Raw genomic sequence first — 16,420 nt, forward strand, 5'->3', positions numbered from 1 at the left:
ATGAACGCAACCACGGCCGCACAGGCCGCCGACATCGTCGCCGCGCTGCTGTTCATCTTCAGCCTGGCCGGACTCTCGCAACACCGCACCTCCCGCGCCGGAGTGGCGTACGGCATCGGCGGCATGGCGCTGGCGCTGGTCGCCACCGTCGTCGCCGCGGCACAGGACATCCCGGGCACCGCCGTCGTGCTGATCGTCGCCGCCACGGTCGTCGGCGGTGCCATCGGCCTGTGGCGGGCGCGCCGGGTCGAGATGACCCAGATGCCCGAGCTCATCGCCGTCCTGCACAGCCTCGTCGGCCTGGCCGCGGTGCTGGTCGGCTGGAACAGCTACTACGAGGTGGAGGCGCACGGCGCCGCGCAGACCCGGGTCGCCGGCGACCTGCTCGGCATCCACCACGCGGAGGTGTTCATCGGCATCTTCATCGGCGCGGTCACCTTCACCGGATCCATCGTCGCCTACCTGAAGCTGTCGGCGCGGATCAAGTCCCGTCCGCTGACCCTGCCCGGCAAGAACGCCCTCAACCTCGGGGCGCTGGCCGCCTTCGTGGCCCTGACGGTGTGGTTCACGGTGAGCCCGGACCTCGGCCTGATGATCGCCGTCACCGCGCTGGCGCTCGTGCTCGGCTGGCACCTGGTCGTCTCGATCGGCGGCGGTGACATGCCCGTCGTCGTCTCGATGCTCAACAGCTACTCGGGCTGGGCCGCGGCCGCGGCGGGATTCCTGCTCAACAACAACCTGCTCATCGTCACCGGCGCGCTCGTCGGCTCCTCCGGCGCCTACCTGTCGTACGTCATGTGCAAGGCGATGAACCGGTCCTTCCTCTCGGTGATCGCCGGGGGCTTCGGCGCCCCGGCGCCGACGGGCGGCGACGCCGTACAGGGCGAGCACCGCGAGACCTCCGCGGAGGAGACCGCCGAACTCCTGGAGAACGCCACGTCGGTGATCATCACGCCCGGCTACGGCATGGCGGTGGCCCAGGCGCAGCACCCGGTGGCGGAGCTGACCCAGGCGCTGCGGCGGCGCGGGGTCGAGGTCCGCTTCGGCGTCCACCCGGTGGCCGGCCGGCTGCCCGGGCACATGAACGTGCTGCTCGCCGAGGCCCGGGTGCCGTACGACGTCGTGCTGGAGATGGACGAGATCAACGACGACTTCGGCGACACCACGGTGGTACTGGTGATCGGCGCCAACGACACCGTCAACCCGGCGGCGGAGGAGGACCCGTCCAGCCCCATCGCCGGCATGCCGGTGCTGCGGGTGTGGGAGGCGGAGAACGTGATCGTCTTCAAGCGGTCCATGTCCTCGGGGTACGCGGGGGTGCAGAACCCGCTGTTCTTCCGCGAGAACAGCCGCATGCTCTTCGGCGACGCCAAGGAGAGCGTGGACGCCATCCTGCGCTCGCTGAGCACGCCCGACCCCGCTTCCGCGGCGTCGCGGGGCCTGCGCACCGACCAGCAGCCCGCCCCTGCCTGACGGGTGCTGCACCCACGGCGGTGGGGCGGGGGAAGCGCGGCTTCCCCCGCCCCCGTCCGCCGTGCCGCCGGTGCTCCGCCGCGGGCCTTCGCATGCCGACGGCCGATTTCCGACCAAGCCTTGTCCATCCTGCGGCTGAATTGCATACCGAAATCTGTATTCTTGGCACTGTGCAAAGAACTCAGCCGACAGGGGGGCTCATGCGCGAGAGAAGCACCGCGGCCGCCGTCGTCCGGGTCACCCGGCCGGCACCGTTGCGCCAGGCCGTCTACGAGGCCCTGATCGACCTGATCGTCAACGGCACCCTCAGACCGGGCCAGCACCTGGTCGAGGCCGAACTCGCCGACCACCTCGGCGTCAGCCGCCAGCCGGTGCGCGAGGCGCTGCAACGGCTGCAGACCGACGGCTGGGTCGACCTGCGCCCCGCCCAGGGCGCCTTCGTCCACTCCCCCACGCAGGAGGAGGCCACCCAGCTCCTCAGCGTCCGCGCCGTGCTGGAGACCCACTCCGCGCACGGCGCCGCGCTGCACGCCACGGACGCGGACGTGGCACACCTGTGGGAACTGCAGGACGCCGGCATCGCCGCCCTGGCGGCGGACGACGCCCGCGGGATCGTCGAGGCCAACGCCGCACTGCACGGCTTCATCACCGAGCTGTCCCGCAACCAGGTCCTCGGCGAGCTGATCCTCCAGGTCGACCGGCGGGTGCGCTGGTACTACATGCCCATCGCGCGGCCCCGCGGCCGGGACGCCTGGAACGAGCACGCCTCCATCATCGAGGCCATCGCCCTGGGCGACGCGGAGCGTTCCGAGGAACTGATGCGCCGCCACACCCGGAACACCACCGACTTCTACTGCCGGCAGATCGCCGCCGCCGTCGACGCCGGGAGGGCGTGAGGGCCCACGGGAACGCCGACGGTCCGGGGGCAGGGGGGCACCCGGACCGTCGTCGAGGGGGGAACAGGAGTACGGGGAGCACGGGAGGGACGGGCGGGGCCGGGCGGAGCAGGGAGCGCACCCCACCGGCCGGCCCCGCCTCCGTGACGCGGGCACCCGGTGCGGAACTGCCGCCGTCCCGGGCCGGGCTCCTACGCCCGCGCACGTTCGATGGGGGGCTCCTCGCGGAGCCCCGGTACCGCAACCGTCAGGTGGTCGCCTCGGCAGGGGCGGCGGTGAGGCCGCCCACCGTGGCCACGGGGCTCCCGTCGCCGCTGCGGCGGGGGGCGCCGGGCTGCCGCAGGAACACCGTGATCAGCGCGGAGAGGAAGGCGATGCCCCCGGCCAGGCAGTACGCGCCGGTGTAGCCCCAGGCCGCGACCACCCCGGCGGCCACACCACCGCCGCCGACGCCGCCGACCAGCTTGGCGCTGTAGACCAGCCCGTAGTTCTGCGCGTTGTTGTTCTCCCCGAAGTAGTCCGGAGTGAGCGCGGCGAACAGCGGGTAGAACGCCCCGCCGCCGAAACCGTTGAGGAACGCGAAGAACAGGAACAGGGGTTCGTTGTGCGCCTGGCCCGACCACAGCACGCCGAACTGCGCCAGTCCCGCCACCACCAGGACCAGACCGAGCGTCTGACGCCGCCCCAGGTAGTCCGACAACCAGCCCACGATCGCCCGGCCGACACCGTTGACCACGGCGAGCACACCCGCCGAGGAGGCCGCGACCAGCGGGCCGAAGCCCAGGCTCTTGGCGAACGGGACCTGGAAGTTGATGCCGAAGAGCGACACGCCGCCGATACAGACCAGGGCGAACCACATCAGCGGCAGCTGCCCGGTCCTGATCGCCTCCATCGGGGTGAACTGGCCCTTGGCGGGCGGGTTCTTGGCCAGGCGCTTGGCGACCCGCCTCGCGTCCTCGGTCACACCGCGGTTCAGCGGGTCCACGTCGTGCGGCCACCAGCTCTTCGGCGGGTCGCGGAAGAACATCCCGCAGAAGGCGACGACCAGCACCATGCCCAGCGCGATCAGGTCGAGGACCATCTTGTAGTTGGACGGGTGGAACCAGTAGTTGAAGACGAAGATGAGCGGGAGGGTTCCGTAGGCGAAGCCGCCGTTCACGAACCCGGTACGGGCGCCCTTGTTGTCGGGGTACCACTTGCCGACCATGTTGATGCAGGTGGCGTACACCAGGCCGGCGCCCGTACCGCCCAGCACCGAGTAACCGGCGATCACCACGTAGGGGTTGCCGAGGTGCGAGAGCGCCAGGAAGCCCAGACCGGAGAAGACCGCTCCGGCGAGCATGGCCGTCCTGGCCGGCAGGACCCCGGTCTCCCGCAGCCGTCCCGCGGGGAACGCGACGCCCGCCTGGAAGACCGCCCAGATGCTGGCGATCCAGAACGTCTCGGTGAGGGTCCATCCGTGGGCGTGCTCGAGCACCGCCTCGGCGGAGCTGTAGCCGTACTCGTAGACGCTGACGCCCATCATCGCGATCCAGGGGAGCCAGACCATCCAGGCCCTGGGCCTCCCGAGGAGGGAGGCGTCGGTCTCCCCGACCCGGTAGACGCGGCCGTTCGCGTCGGTGACCTCCCGGTACTGGCCGGGAGTCACGTGCGGTGTTGCTGACATCGGTGCCTTCCCTTGCGTGAAAAGAACCTGGCGTGCGCCCCCTGGGCCTTTCTCTTCATGCGGAGGGGTGGAGCGGACCATCCCTGCGGCTCGGCCCGGCATGGCCGGGCCCGGTGGTACGTCGTCCGGGCGACTGAGGTCCAGGGCGGCAACCCGGACGTGACAGCGCGCAGGCGGGTGACACGGTGGTACGGCCCCGGGCATGGCTGTTCGGCCGTGCTCAGGGAGTGTTGAGGCAGACATTCAGCTGGTCAGCGCGATTCTCCATACTGGAGATTGCATACGGTATGGACCTGCGAAACGGGGTGTCCAGGGGACGACGGGAAGATTGACCAGCGCATTACCAACCGATCAAGCCCGCACCGCGCCCGTCCCGGCGGGCAACTCAGGCAGCTCCAGGGCGCGTTGTCCCAGGTCGGATGGGTAACTGCCACTGCCCGTCGGATGGTTGCCCGGGGCATCCGATGCCTCCGCGCCGCGGACCGGGCCGGGTCCGGGTAAAGGATCGGCAAGGAGGGGGCGGCACCCTTGTTACGCGCTCAGGCGCCCGAACCTCCGTAGCGCCAGCGGCAGGAACACCGCCAGCAGGGCCAGCGGCCAGGCCACCGCGGCCCAGACGTGGCCGGATTCACCACCGGGACCGCCGAACAGGTCGCGTACCGCCGTCGCCGTCCGGGACATCGGGTTCCACTGGACGGCCGTGCCCAGCCAGCCGGGCATGGAGTCGGGCGTGGCGAGGGACGCGGCGAGGTCGAGGCGGCGCCGCATGCCGCCGCTGTACTGCCGGACCGCCTTGCGTCCGGTGTCCGCGAGGCCGAAGCGCCCGAGCAGTTCGCCGGCGCGCTCGCGCGCCCGGCGGGCGCCGAGATGGTGCAGGCGCGCGAACATCTCCAGGTTCTGGCGGCCGCCGAGTTGCTCGTCCAGGGCCGCGTGCTGCCCGAGCAGGCCGATGCGGAACCGCACCTCCCGGGCCTCGGTCACCACGTCGTACCCGGCCACCTCGACGCGGCCGCGGTCCGGCCGGAGCAGGGTGGACAGGATCCGGACCAGGGTCGTCTTGCCCGCGCCGTTGGGGCCGAGCACCCCATGCACGCTGCCGCGCGCGACCAGCAGGTCGAGTCCGTCCAGCGCCGGTTTGTCGCGGTACTTCTTGTACGCCCCCTCGACGGTGATGGCTGCGTCGGTCATGGGCCACTCCCCCCACTGGGCAACTAGTCAAACTTGACTACCGGCGCAAAGTAGCGGGCGCGGAATCCATTCGTCAAATGTGACTAGTGCTCGTCCCCGGGATGCGGTTCCCCCGTCGTGTACGGGTTCTCCTCGCCCTGCGCGAGCACGCCCACGAAGGGCTCGCCCTCCCCGGCGAAGGTGTAGGCGCCGCCCTCGATCCGCTCGACGAGCCCACGGGTCCACGCGGCGTCGGAGTCGGCCGTGTGCACCCAGAGGTTCATGATCTCGCCGATGTGGCCGAGCCGGCCGGGGCCCTCCTCGGGGACGTAGTGCTCGGCGACGGCGGCCCGCCACTCCCCGATCCTGCGGATCCGCTCCCTCAGCAGGTCCAGTGCCTCGTCCCGGCGCAGGTCGACGATGAAGCCGATGGCCGCGGACTGGAGGTCCATCTTCTGGTCGTAGGCGACCAGCGCCTCGTGCAGGAGGCGCAGGAACTCCTCGGTCCCGGTGTCCGTGATCTCGTACTCGGTGCGGGGCGGGCCGCCCGCCGTCGACGGGGCGACCTCGTGGGCGTGCAGCAGTCCCTGCTTCGCCATCTGCTTCAGGGCGTGGTAGATCGAGCCGGGCTTGGCGTTGGACCACTCGTGCGCGCCCCAGTACTCCAGGTCGTTGCGCACCTGGTAGCCGTGGGCCCGCCCGTGCTGGCGGACCGCGCCCAGGACGAGGAGACGGATCGCTGACATGCCGTCCAGGTTAGGCCGAACGGCACCGGGCCCCGCACGCGCCCCGGCACCGCCGTGCCGCAGCAGGTGCCGGTCCGGTGCCGGGCCCCGTGTACGTCCCCCGTCCGGTCAGCCCGCGGGGTTGCGGCGGCCGCTCCGGCCGCCCCGGCCCTCGGTACCGGCCACCGGCCGCCGCCCGGAGCCGCGGGTCCCCGTACCGGAACCGGCACCGGAAGCCGCGCCCGCCGCTCCCCGGCGGTCGGCTCCCCGGCCGCCCGAACTGCCTGCGGCACCCGTCGTCCCGCGCGCGTCCGCCCGGCGGGCGCCACCGCGAGCACCGGTCCCGGCGGCGGCACCTGCCGCCGCCCCGGCTCCGCCGCCGCTGCGGCGTCGGCGAGCGGGCCGCCCGCCGTTCTCGGTGCCGTTCTTCTGGCGGGACGCCTTCGGCGCGGCCGGCGGCTGGGGCACCTCGATGGTGACGGCCACGCCGGACGGCTCACGGGCGCCGGTGATGGTCGCCAGTTGCGCGTCGCTCGAGGTGATGCGGGCCGTCCGGGGGCGGATGCCCGCGTCCGACATGAGCCGGGTCACGTCCCGCTTCTGGTCGGGCAGGACCAGCGTGACCACGCTGCCGGAGCCGCCGGCGCGGGCCGTGCGGCCGCCCCGGTGGACGTAGTCCTTGTGGTCCATGGGGGGATCGACGTTCACGACGAGGTCGAGGTCGTCGATGTGTATGCCGCGGGCCGCGACGTTCGTGGCGACCAGCGCGGTGACCTGGCCGTTCTTGAACTGCTCCAGGGTGCGGTTGCGCTGCGGCTGGGAGCGGCCCCCGTGCAGCGCCGCCGCGCGGACACCGACGGCCAGCAGCCGCTTGGCGAGCCGGTCGGCGGACCGCTTGGTGTCGAGGAAGAGGATGACCCGGCCGTCGCGTGCCGCGATGCGCGTGGTGACGGCCTTCTTGTCGGTCTCGTCCAGGACGTGGAGCACGTGGTGCTCCATCGTGGTCACCGCCCCCGCGGACGGGTCCACGGAGTGCACCACGGGGTCGGTCAGGAACCGCTGCACCAAGCGGTCGATGTTGCCGTCCAGGGTGGCCGAGAAGAGCATCCGCTGCCCGTCGGGCCGCACACGCTCGATCAGCCTGGTGATCTGCGGCAGGAAGCCCATGTCCGTCATCTGGTCGGCCTCGTCCAGCACCGTGATGCCCACGCTACCGAGCACGCAGTCGCCGTGCTCCACCAGGTCGTTCAGCCTGCCGGGGGTGGCCACGAGCACCTCGACGCCGCGCCGGAGCGTGGCGGCCTGCTTGGTCATGGACAGCCCGCCGACCACGGTGGCCATGCGGAGGTTCACCGCCGTCGCGTACGGGGTCAGCGCGTCCGTCACCTGCTGGGCGAGTTCCCGGGTGGGCACCAGCACGAGGGCGAGGGGCGCCTTGGGCTCCGCGCGCAGTCCGGCCGTACGGGCGAGCAGCGCCAGTCCGAAGGCGAGGGTCTTGCCCGAGCCGGTGCGGCCCCGTCCCAGCAGGTCACGGCCGGCCAGCGAGTTGGGCAGCGTCGCGGCCTGGATGGGGAAGGGGGTGGTCACCCCCTGCGCGGTGAGGGTCTTCAGCAGCCCCGCGGGCATGTCGAGAGCGGCGAAGTCCTCGACGGCGGGAAGTGCGGGTGTCGTGCTTTCCGGCAGCCGGAATTCTCTCGGCGACGATGCGGACGGTGCGGACGACGGCGCGCGCCGATTCGATTTCTGGGGCCTGCGGGACATGCGGATATTTGCCTTCCTGGAGCAGCGCAAACCGGGGTCCGCACCATGACGGTGCGGACCCCGGTGAGCAGGTACGCGTCCGGCGATCAGGCGGGGACGATGTTCTCCGCCTGCGGGCCCTTCTGGCCCTGCGTGACGTCGAAGGTGACCCGCTGGCCCTCCAGGAGCTCACGGAAGCCCTGGGTGGCGATGTTCGAGTAGTGGGCGAAGACGTCGGGGCCGCCGCCGTCCTGCTCGATGAAGCCGAAACCCTTTTCGGCGTTGAACCACTTCACGGTTCCCTGTGCCATGACATTCTCCTTCAGTAGGCAGAGGGCCCATCCGGGGAATGCCGGAGAACAAATAATGCGCCTGCGGGAGATGAATTCCGTCAGGCGCACATAGGTTTCATGGGTACCACAACTGCAACCAGGACACCTTAGCACAGGCCGCGCCCCGGACGACGGGGCGCAAGCGGCGGCAGGCACGGGACGGCGGGCGGGCACCGTCGGTCACGACGCGTTCACGCCGCAGGGTGAAACACCCACCCGTTCATGTGCCGGAGGCTCGGCACGCCCCCGCCCGGGGGCGCGGGGACAGGTCCCCGCGCTCCCCGGTGTCCGGGATCCCGGCCGGCCGGGACCGGCCGGGATTGCGCGTCGTCAGCGCAGCAGCTTCACCGCCTCGACCACCAAGGGGTCCAGCCCGTCCGCCCCGGCGTCGACGAAGTCGAGGAGACGGGTGCGCATGCGCGGGTCCCAGAACCTGCCGATGTGCCCCGCGACGGCCTCGGCCGCCCGGTCGCCCGGCAGATGGACGAGGTTGGCCGCGATGTCGTTGGCCATCCGGCGCTCGGCCGGCACTGCGCCGGCCACCTCAGTCCACCACCGTCAGCAGCTGGTCCCTGTCCCGGTCGTGTTCCGCGCCGTCGGCCCGCCGCGGGCGGGCGAGCCCCACCTGCACGGCGGTCACCTTGTACTCCGGGCAGTTGGTCGCCCAGTCGGAGTTCTCCGTGGTCACCACGTTCGCCCCGGTCACCGGGTGGTGGAAGGTGGTGTACACGACCCCGGGCGGCATGCGGTCGGAGATCTCGGCCTTCAGCGTCGTCTCCCCCACCCGGCTCGCCAGGGTCACCGTGTCGCCGTCCACGATGCCGCGGACCTCGGCGTCGTGGGGGTGCAGCTCCAGCACGTCCTCCGGGTGCCAGGCGACGTTGCCGGTACGGCGGGTCTGCGCGCCCACGTTGTACTGGCTGAGGATCCGTCCCGTGGTCAGGATCAGCGGGAAGCGCCGGGTGCTGCGCTCGGCGGTCGGCACGAAGGTGGTGACCACGAACTTGCCCTTGCCCCGCACGAACTCGTCCACGTGCATGATGGGCGTGCCCTCGGGGGCCTTCTCGTTGCACGGCCACTGGACGCTGCCCAGCTCGTCCAGCAGCTGGAAGGAGACACCGGTGAAGGTCGGCGTGACCTGGGCGATCTCGTCCATGATCTGACCGGGGTGGTCGTACGCCATGGGGTGGCCCATGGCGGTGGCGATCTCGGAGACGATCTGCCACTCGTGCTTGCCCGTCTTCGGCTTCATCACCGCGCGCACCCGGTTGATGCGGCGCTCGGCGTTGGTGAAGGTGCCGTCCTTCTCCAGGAAGGACGCGCCGGGCAGGAAGACGTGCGCGAACTTCGCCGTCTCGTTGAGGAACAGGTCCTGGACGACGACCAGTTCCATGGCCTCCAGCGCGGCGGTGACGTGCTTGAGGTTGGGGTCGGACTGCGCGATGTCCTCGCCGTGCACGAACAGGCCGCGGAACGTCCCGTCGATGGCCGCGTCGAACATGTTCGGGATGCGCAGCCCGGGCTCGGCAAGGATCGTGCCGCCCCAGAGGTTCTCGAACACGGTGCGCACGGCGTCGTCGGAGACGTGCCGGTAGCCGGGCAGCTCGTGCGGGAACGAACCCATGTCGCAGGAGCCCTGGACGTTGTTCTGGCCGCGCAACGGGTTCACCCCGACGCCGTCGCGGCCGAGGTTGCCGCAGGCCATCGCCAGGTTGGCCATGCCCATCACCATGGTCGAGCCCTGGCTGTGCTCGGTGACGCCAAGACCGTAGTAGATGGCGCCGTTCGGGGCCTGCGCGTACAGCCGTGCCGCCGCGCGCAGTTCCCCGGCCGGCACCCCGGTGAGCTCCTCCGTGGCCTCCGGGCTGTTCTCCGGGCGGGCGATGAACTCCGCCCACTCGTCGAAGTCCTCGCACCGCGCGTCCACGAAGGCCCGGTCGACCAGCCCCTCGGTGACCACCACGTGCGCCATGGCGTTCACGACGGCCACGTTGGTGCTGGGCCGCAGCTGCAGGTGGTGCTCGGCCTGGACGTGCGGGGAGCGCACCAGGTCGATGCGGCGCGGGTCCACGACGATGAGCTTGGCGCCCTCGCGCAGCCGGCGCTTCATCCGCGAGGCGAACACCGGGTGCCCGTCCGTGGGGTTGGCGCCGATCACCATGATGACGTCGGCCTCGGCCACGGACCGGAAGTCCTGGGTGCCGGCCGACTCGCCGAAGGTCTGCTTGAGCCCGTACCCCGTCGGGGAGTGGCAGACCCGGGCGCAGGTGTCGACGTTGTTGTTGCCGAAGGCGGCGCGCACCATCTTCTGGACGACGTACACCTCTTCGTTCGTGCACCGCGAGGAGGTGATGGCGCCGATCGCGCCCGACCCGTACTGCTGCTGGAGCTCGCGCATCCGGCGGGCGACCGTGCCGATCGCCTCGTCCCACTCGACCTCGCGCCACGGGTCGGTGATCTTCTCGCGGACCATGGGCTTCAGCACCCGGTCGGGGTGGCTGGCGTAGCCGAAGGCGAAGCGGCCCTTCACGCAGGAGTGGCCCTCGTTGGCGCCGCCGTCCTTGTACGGCACCATCCGCACCAGCTCGTCGCCGCGCAGCTCGGCCTTGAAGGAGCAGCCGACGCCGCAGTACGCGCAGGTGGTGACCACCGAGCGGGTGGGCATGCCGAGTTCGACCACCGACTTCTCCTGGAGCGTGGAGGTCGGGCAGGCCTGCACGCAGGCCCCGCAGGAGACGCACTCGGACTCCATGAAGCTCTCGCCGGCGCCGGCGGAGACCTTGGAGTCGAAGCCGCGCCCCTCGATGGTCAGCGCGAAGGTGCCCTGCACCTCGCCGCAGGCGCGGACGCAGCGGGAGCAGGCGATGCACTTGGACGCGTCGAAGTCGAAGTAGGGGTTGGAGGTGTCCTTCTCCGCGTCGAGGTGGTTCGCGCCCTCGTAGCCGTAGCGGACCTGCCGCAGCCCGACCACGCCGGCCATGTCCTGCAGCTCGCAGTCGCCGTTGGCCGGGCAGGTCAGGCAGTCCAGCGGGTGGTCGGAGATGTACAGCTCCATGACGCCCTGGCGGAGCTTCTCCACCTTGGGGGTCTGGGTCCGCACGCTCATCCCGTCCGCCACCGGCGTGGTGCAGGACGCCGGGGTGCCCCGCCGGCCGTCGATCTCCACCACGCACAGCCGGCAGGAGCCGAAGGGCTCCAGGCTGTCGGTGGCGCAGAGCTTGGGGATGTCGATGCCGGCGAGCGCGGCGGCGCGCATCACCGATGTGCCCTCCGGCACGGTCACCGGCATCCCGTCCACTTCCACCGCGACCGTCGCCGCGCCGGGGCGCTCCGGTGTGCCGAAGTCGGGTTCCTTCAGGAGTGTCATGCCGTGCCCTCCGTCCTTCCTCCATGGGCGTGCGTGCGTGGGATCGCCCGGCCGGGGTCGCGGGCGAGGAAGTCGTCGGGGAAGTGCGCGATGGCGCTGCGCACGGGCATCGGCGTGAGCCCGCCCATCGCGCACAGGGAGCCGTCGGTCATCAGCTCGCACAGGTCCTCGAGCAGGGCCAGGTTCTCGTCCCGCTGCTGACCGGCCACGATCTTGTCGATCACCTCGACGCCGCGGACCGATCCCACCCGGCAGGGCGTGCACTTGCCGCAGGACTCCTCGGCGCAGAACTCCATCGCGAACCGGGCCTGGGCGGCCATGTCGACGCTCTCGTCGAAGACGACGACGCCGCCGTGGCCCAGCATGGCACCCGCCTCGGCGAACGCCTCGTAGTCCATCGGCAGGTCGAACATCGACGTCGGCAGGTAGGCGCCGAGCGGCCCGCCGACCTGCACCGTGCGGACCGGCCGCCCGGAGAAGGTGCCGCCGCCGTACTCCTCGACCAGTTCGCGCAGCGTGACGCCGAAGGCGGTCTCCACGATCCCGCCGCGGGCGATGTTGCCGCCGAGCTGGAACACCTGGGTGCCGCGCGAGCGCTCCACGCCGAGTTCCCGGTACGCCTTGGCGCCCTCGGCGAGGATGACCGGCACCGTGGCGAGGGTGAGGACGTTGTTCACGACCGTCGGCTTGCCGAACAGCCCCTCGATGGCGGGGATCGGCGGCTTGGCCCGGACGGTGCCGCGCTTGCCCTCCAGGCTCTCCAGCATGGAGGTCTCCTCGCCGCAGATGTACGCGCCGGCGCCGACGCGTACGTGCAGGTCGAAGTCGAGCGGGGACCCAAGGATGCCCTCGCCGAGCCACCCCTGCTCGCGCGCGATGCCGATCGCCGCGCGCATCGTGGCCACCGCGTCGGGGTACTCGGAGCGGATGTAGAAGTAGCCCTCGCGGGCGCCCACGGCGTGCGCGGCGATCGTCATGCCCTCGATGAGCATGAAGGGGTCGCCCTCCATGACCATGCGGTCGGCGAAGGTGCCGCTGTCGCCCTCGTCGGCGTTGCAGCAGACGAACTTGAGTTCGTCGGCGCAGTCCATGACGGTCTTCCACTTGATGCCGGCCGGGAAGCCGGCGCCGCCGCGGCCGCGCAGGCCGGAGTCGGTGACCTCGGTGACGACGTCGGCGGGGGCCATGCCGAGGGCGGTGCGCAGTCCGGCCAGGCCGCCGTGGCGCAGGTAGTCCTCCGGCGAGAGGGGGTCGGTCACCCCGACCCGGGAGAAGGTGACCCGCGTCTGGCGGGCCAGCCAGGGCAGTTCGTCGACGACGCCGAGGCGCAGCGGGTGGTCCGCGCCTTCGAGCATGCCCGCCGCCAGCAGTCCCTCCACGTCCGAGGGGGCCACCGGCCCGTAGCCGACACGGCCGGCCGGGGTGACCACCTCGACCAGCGGCTCCAGCCACAGCATGCCGCGGGAGCCGTTGCGCACCACGTCGACGGGCGCCTCCCGCTCCGCCGCGACGCGCCGCAGCGCGTCCGCCACCTCGTCCGCGCCGACCGATCTGGCCGCCGAGTCACGCGGGACGTAGACCGTCACCGTGGAGTCGGAAGAGTTCTTCGTCATGCGACCGTCCCCTTGAGGATGGAGCCCAACCGGGCCGTGCCCACTCGTCCGTACAACCGGCCGTTCACCTCGACCGCCGGCCCCAGGGCGCAGTTGCCGAGGCAGAAGACCTGCTCGACGGTGACCGAACCGTCGGGGGTCGTCTCCCCCAGGGCCAGTCCCGCTTCCCGCGCGTAGCCCACCAGCGCGTCGGACCCGAGGGCCTGGCAGGCCTCGGCGCGGCAGATGCGCACCGTGGTCCGTCCCGCCGGCTCACGGCGGAAGTCGTGGTAGAAGGTCACCACTCCGTGGACGTCCGCCCTGGAGAGGTTGAACTCGTCGGCGAGCACCGGTATCGCCTCTTTCGGCACGCAGCCCAACTCGGCCTGCAGGGCATGCAGTACCGGTAGCAGGGCACCGCGCTGATCCCGATGGTCGGCCACAACCGTCCTGACCACGTCTTCGACCGTCATGTCACTCCCGCCGATCGTCATTGACCACTCCGCCTTCGCCAGGTCAGGGAGTTCGGGCGCGGGATCGTCACGAAGCCGCTTCGCCTTCCCGACGGTGCCGGCAGTACACGGCGACGATACCGCATACAAACTTCTGCATACAGAATCCTGCAGCCGGGACTTTCCCCAAGTCCCGGCACCCGGGCGCGTCTTGTCGCGACCGAAAGGCATGTTGCATACCAAAACCTGTATACTGACCGTTCCCGCCGCCGGCGACCCTCACGGCGGCCACCAGTGCAGAGCCGTCGGCCCACAGGCTCGGTGGCAGAACGGGGGAACCATGCGTGAGGCCCTGACGGCCGCGGCGACCCGCCGGGTCGCCCGCCCCGCACCACTGCGCCAGGCCGTGTACGACGCCCTGATCGAACTGATCATCAACGGCTCCCTCACACCGGGCCAGCACCTGGTCGAGGCCGAACTCGCCGAGCACCTCGGGGTCTCCCGCCAGCCGGTGCGCGAGGCCCTGCAGCGGCTGCAGACCGACGGCTGGGTCGACCTGCGCCCCGCCCAGGGCGCCTTCGTCCACTCCCCCACCGAGGAGGAGGCCGCCCAGCTGCTCGGCGTCCGCTCGGTGCTGGAGACGTACTCGGCCCGGCTCGCCGCCGAGAACGCCAAACCCGAGGACGTCGAACGCCTCTGGGAGCTGCAGAAGGAGGGCGTCGAGGCGCTCGCCGGGGGTGACGTGGAGCGCCTGGTCACGGCGAACACGGCGCTGCACTCCTTCATCACGTCCATCGCCGCGAACGCCGTGCTGGCCGAGCTGATCTCGCAGGTGAGCCGGAAGGTGCGGTGGTACTACACCCCCATCGCCAAGCCCCGCGGCAAGGACGCCTGGAACGAGCACGCCCAGCTCATCAAGGCCATCGCCAAGGGCGACGGCGACCGCGCCGGCGAGATCATGCGCAAGCACACCGAACGCACCGGCGACTACCGCAAGGCGGTCGCGGCGGGGGCGACGGCGCTGAGCTGAGCCGCCCCGCCCACCGCCGCCGACGCGGCCGTGTCCGCGGCCTCGACCGACGGGTGGACGGCCGAGGAGCCCAGGGCGTCGCGCAGTTCGTGCAGCCACGGCAGCACGGTGCGCAGCACGACCTCGTGCCCCGCGCCGTCCTCCCCGAGCATCGCGTCGGCGGGGACGAGGACCGGATCGGCCAGGACCGTGGAGGTGGCACTGCCGTGCGGTCCGCCTCCGTCCGGCCGGGCCGGGACGAACAGGTCGGGCGCGTGCGCGGGCACCAGCCACAGGGTCAGCCCGTCCCCGGCGGCCAGCGGCAGCGACGACCAGACGTAGCTGTCGGCCTCCCCCGCCGCGACCACCTCGCGCTTGCGGGCGCGCAGGGCGACCACCTCTCCCGAGCGGGTGGCGGTCGCGCCCGCGGCACCGTACGCGCCGTCCGTACCGTCCGCCAGGGCGAGGCTGCTGAGGTGGCGTCCGGCGGCCGTCTCGCCGCGCACCCAGCGGCTCCCGCACGCCTCGATCACGGCGACCGCCGCGTAGTGGGACTGCAGCACGGCCGCGGTCACCGGGCAGGTCCCGGCGATCCGCGCGACGACCTCGGCGGCCTCGGCCGGACCCCGGCCACCGCCGCCCAGGTCGGTGGAGACGGTCAGCCCGAGCAGCCCCGCCTCGCCCAGGGCGCTCACCGCGCGGCGCGGGAAGCTCCCCTCCCTGCCGGTCCGCTCGGCACGGGGCGCGATGACGTCGCTCAGGACACGGGAGAAGGCGTTGCGGTACGACACGAGGTGACCCCCTCGGGAACGGTTGCTGATCTGCCGTCAGGCAGCGGATGTGGGCACGACGACGGACGGGGCGGCCGGGCACGCGGGTGCGTGCGGGCCGGCCGCCCCGCCGGCGTGCGCGCGGACCAGCCGCCGGGAGCAGCCGTCCCGCGTCTCCCGGCAGGTTGCCGTCCGCCGGTCCGCGCGCAGGTCCTGGTGGGGGCTTGCGTGCCCCGGGTGGTTCAGGGGCGCGGGTCGATCTCCCGCAGCAGCCCCGTCGTGACGTCGAAGACGAATCCCCGGACGTCGTCGGTGTGGGGCAGGAACGGGGACGTACGCACCCGCTGCATCGACTGCCGGACGTCCTGGTCGACGTCCTGGAACGCCTCCACCGCCCAGGCAGGGCGCTGGCCGACCTCCAGCTCCAGCTCGTGGCGGAAGTCCTCGGTGAGGGTCTGCAGACCGCAGCCGGTGTGGTGGATCAGTATCACGCTGCGGGTCTTCAGGGCGCGCTGGCTGATGGTCAGCGACCGGATGGTGTCGTCGGTGACCACACCGCCGGCGTTGCGAATGGTGTGGCAGTCGCCCAGTTCCAGGCCGAGGGCGGCGTGCAGGTCGATCCGGGCGTCCATGCAGGCCACCACGGCCACCTGGAGCACGGGCCGGGCGCCCATGCCCGGGTCGGTGAACCCGGCGGCGTACTTGCGGTTGGACTCCACGAGGCGGTCGGTGACCGTCTCCCCGCCCGGGGCGCTGCCGCCGGGCTGTGCGGAACCGTACGTTGACGTCGTCATGACTTCCGGTGCGCTCCTTTTCTGGTGCGGCCGTCCACGTGCTCCGATCATCCACGCGGGCTGCCGGTCCGGGGCGGACCACGGCGGCTCCTGCCGCTCCCGTGTCCGCCCGGCGGTCGATAGACGGGGTGTATCAACGCAGGCCGGACCGCACGGCGCACCGGCCCCGGTACGGCGGCGGGGTCCGCGGCGCCGGCGGGCCGCACACCGGGCGCCGCCCGTACGGCGGCGGGGCGCACCGCCGGGTCGTGTCACTGCCGGTGGAACGGCGCGCGTGGTCCGCGGTCATGTCAGATCACTCCCAGTGCCTTGAGCCCCGGCAACTCGTCCTCGTGGATGCCGAGTTCGGTGGTGTAGATGTCGTGGTTGTGTTCGCCGAGGAGGGGTGAGCGGTGGATGGTGGTGGGTGAGTCGGAGAGTTTGAGGGGGTTGCCGAC

13 protein-coding genes and 2 pseudogenes are annotated in these 16,420 nt (G+C 71.8%); 3 read left to right on the plus strand and 12 right to left on the minus strand.

Annotated elements, in window-relative coordinates:
- Together pntB and PV410_RS34475 are read left to right on the plus strand one after the other, a co-directional pair.
- Window positions 1-1,473, plus strand: coding sequence for a Re/Si-specific NAD(P)(+) transhydrogenase subunit beta (gene pntB, locus PV410_RS34470; protein ID WP_500329819.1), 1,473 nt, complete (start codon window positions 1-3; stop codon window positions 1,471-1,473).
- A gap of 200 nt (window positions 1,474-1,673) precedes the next feature.
- Window positions 1,674-2,369 (plus strand): GntR family transcriptional regulator, encoded by a 696-nt coding sequence (locus PV410_RS34475; RefSeq protein ID WP_500329821.1) that lies wholly within the window; start codon window positions 1,674-1,676, stop codon window positions 2,367-2,369.
- 247 nt (window positions 2,370-2,616) lie between these two features.
- On the opposite strand, the gene PV410_RS34480 is transcribed toward PV410_RS34475, so the two are convergent.
- From PV410_RS34480 to PV410_RS34520, 9 genes and pseudogenes are all read right to left on the minus strand, one after another.
- Window positions 2,617-4,035: an OFA family MFS transporter gene (locus PV410_RS34480; RefSeq protein ID WP_500329822.1), complete on the minus strand. Its 1,419-nt coding sequence runs from the start codon at window positions 4,033-4,035 to the stop codon at window positions 2,617-2,619.
- 729 nt (window positions 4,036-4,764) lie between these two features.
- A pseudogene (locus PV410_RS34485) lies at window positions 4,765-5,223 on the minus strand (ABC transporter ATP-binding protein); the annotation flags it as partial.
- 83 nt (window positions 5,224-5,306) lie between these two features.
- On the minus strand, window positions 5,307-5,948 hold the full coding sequence (locus PV410_RS34490) for a PadR family transcriptional regulator (protein ID WP_500329823.1): 642 nt from the start codon (window positions 5,946-5,948) through the stop codon (window positions 5,307-5,309).
- A 108-nt stretch (window positions 5,949-6,056) separates the two neighbouring features.
- Window positions 6,057-7,688: a DEAD/DEAH box helicase gene (locus PV410_RS34495; RefSeq protein WP_500329825.1), complete on the minus strand. Its 1,632-nt coding sequence runs from the start codon at window positions 7,686-7,688 to the stop codon at window positions 6,057-6,059.
- Window positions 7,689-7,774: 86 nt separating this feature from the next.
- On the minus strand, window positions 7,775-7,978 hold the full coding sequence (locus tag PV410_RS34500) for a cold-shock protein (protein WP_319137404.1): 204 nt from the start codon (window positions 7,976-7,978) through the stop codon (window positions 7,775-7,777).
- 351 nt (window positions 7,979-8,329) lie between these two features.
- Window positions 8,330-8,512, minus strand: coding sequence for a formate dehydrogenase subunit delta (locus PV410_RS34505; RefSeq protein ID WP_500329841.1), 183 nt, complete (start codon window positions 8,510-8,512; stop codon window positions 8,330-8,332).
- Between the two features lie 31 nt (window positions 8,513-8,543).
- The gene (fdhF, locus tag PV410_RS34510) at window positions 8,544-11,366 is read right to left on the minus strand and encodes a formate dehydrogenase subunit alpha (protein WP_500329827.1); all 2,823 of its coding nucleotides are present in this window, start codon (window positions 11,364-11,366) and stop codon (window positions 8,544-8,546) included.
- On the minus strand, window positions 11,363-12,979 hold the full coding sequence (locus PV410_RS34515; protein WP_500329828.1) for a formate dehydrogenase beta subunit: 1,617 nt from the start codon (window positions 12,977-12,979) through the stop codon (window positions 11,363-11,365). The genes fdhF and PV410_RS34515 overlap by 4 nt, the downstream gene beginning before the upstream one ends.
- Window positions 12,976-13,431 carry an NAD(P)H-dependent oxidoreductase subunit E gene (locus tag PV410_RS34520; protein ID WP_500329830.1) on the minus strand — a complete coding sequence of 152 codons (456 nt, stop codon included), beginning with the start codon at window positions 13,429-13,431 and terminating at the stop codon, window positions 12,976-12,978. Before PV410_RS34520 ends, PV410_RS34515 begins: the two co-directional genes overlap by 4 nt.
- Window positions 13,432-13,750: 319 nt before the next feature.
- Between PV410_RS34520 and PV410_RS34525 the strand changes: the two genes are divergently transcribed.
- On the plus strand, window positions 13,751-14,440 hold the full coding sequence (locus PV410_RS34525) for a GntR family transcriptional regulator (RefSeq protein ID WP_500329831.1): 690 nt from the start codon (window positions 13,751-13,753) through the stop codon (window positions 14,438-14,440).
- Here PV410_RS34525 and PV410_RS34530 read toward each other — a convergent pair.
- From PV410_RS34530 to PV410_RS34540, 3 genes and pseudogenes are all read right to left on the minus strand, one after another.
- Window positions 14,398-15,210: an acyl-CoA dehydrogenase family protein gene (locus PV410_RS34530; RefSeq protein ID WP_500329833.1), complete on the minus strand. Its 813-nt coding sequence runs from the start codon at window positions 15,208-15,210 to the stop codon at window positions 14,398-14,400. The two genes, PV410_RS34525 and PV410_RS34530, sit on opposite strands and share 43 nt — an antisense overlap.
- Window positions 15,211-15,431: 221 nt before the next feature.
- A complete protein-coding gene (locus PV410_RS34535) occupies window positions 15,432-15,983 on the minus strand; it encodes a beta-class carbonic anhydrase (RefSeq protein WP_500329835.1) in 552 nt (183 codons plus the stop codon).
- A gap of 290 nt (window positions 15,984-16,273) precedes the next feature.
- Window positions 16,274-16,420: pseudogene (locus PV410_RS34540) on the minus strand (formyl-CoA transferase); the annotation flags it as partial.

The sequence above is a fragment of the Streptomyces sp. PA03-5A genome, from assembly GCF_033792725.1.
In the GTDB taxonomy this organism is placed as follows: domain Bacteria; phylum Actinomycetota; class Actinomycetes; order Streptomycetales; family Streptomycetaceae; genus Actinacidiphila.

Coding starts and splice junctions, on each gene's coding strand:
- pntB (WP_500329819.1), top strand. CDS start 1: ATGAACGCAACCACGGCCGCACAGGCCGCCGACATCGTCGCCGCGCTG.
- PV410_RS34475 (WP_500329821.1), top strand. CDS start 1,674: ATGCGCGAGAGAAGCACCGCGGCCGCCGTCGTCCGGGTCACCCGGCCG.
- PV410_RS34480 (WP_500329822.1), bottom strand. CDS start 4,035: ATGTCAGCAACACCGCACGTGACTCCCGGCCAGTACCGGGAGGTCACC.
- PV410_RS34490 (WP_500329823.1), bottom strand. CDS start 5,948: ATGTCAGCGATCCGTCTCCTCGTCCTGGGCGCGGTCCGCCAGCACGGG.
- PV410_RS34495 (WP_500329825.1), bottom strand. CDS start 7,688: ATGTCCCGCAGGCCCCAGAAATCGAATCGGCGCGCGCCGTCGTCCGCA.
- PV410_RS34500 (WP_319137404.1), bottom strand. CDS start 7,978: ATGGCACAGGGAACCGTGAAGTGGTTCAACGCCGAAAAGGGTTTCGGC.
- PV410_RS34505 (WP_500329841.1), bottom strand. CDS start 8,512: ATGGCCAACGACATCGCGGCCAACCTCGTCCATCTGCCGGGCGACCGG.
- fdhF (WP_500329827.1), bottom strand. CDS start 11,366: ATGACACTCCTGAAGGAACCCGACTTCGGCACACCGGAGCGCCCCGGC.
- PV410_RS34515 (WP_500329828.1), bottom strand. CDS start 12,979: ATGACGAAGAACTCTTCCGACTCCACGGTGACGGTCTACGTCCCGCGT.
- PV410_RS34520 (WP_500329830.1), bottom strand. CDS start 13,431: ATGACGGTCGAAGACGTGGTCAGGACGGTTGTGGCCGACCATCGGGAT.
- PV410_RS34525 (WP_500329831.1), top strand. CDS start 13,751: ATGCGTGAGGCCCTGACGGCCGCGGCGACCCGCCGGGTCGCCCGCCCC.
- PV410_RS34535 (WP_500329835.1), bottom strand. CDS start 15,983: ATGACGACGTCAACGTACGGTTCCGCACAGCCCGGCGGCAGCGCCCCG.